Origin of the sequence: Streptomyces tateyamensis (assembly GCF_003205575.1) — a bacterium.
Lineage (GTDB): Bacteria > Actinomycetota > Actinomycetes > Streptomycetales > Streptomycetaceae > Kitasatospora > Kitasatospora tateyamensis.
The window spans coordinates 1-241 of record NZ_PYBW01000259.1; the positions used below are offsets into that span (position 1 = coordinate 1).

Genomic DNA, 241 nt, shown 5'->3' on the forward strand with positions numbered 1-241 from the left:
GCAATACCAGTGACTTAAGCATCTGAGCCATGTGGGGCCTTGGTCGGTGGGTTGATGGGAGCGGTGCGGTAGTGCGGGGCAATGCTGACGGCTTCGGCAGGGTTCCGGGTGGGCTGTGGCCAGAGCCGGTGCTTGGCGCGTTTGACGCCGAAGTTGGACATCTTGCGTTTGACGACGCGCGCGTTGGAGCGTTTGCGGCGGACGGGCAGGAGGTGGCGGGTTATCTCCCGTAGGCCCTCGG

At 64.7% G+C, this 241-nt stretch carries 1 protein-coding gene; it reads right to left on the reverse strand.

Features of this window, described 5'->3' with window-relative positions; translation table 11 throughout:
- Positions 1–14: 14 nt before the first annotated feature.
- The coding region (locus C7C46_RS36100; protein ID WP_220040752.1) for a hypothetical protein at positions 15–241 on the reverse strand (227 nt) is incomplete at its 5' end.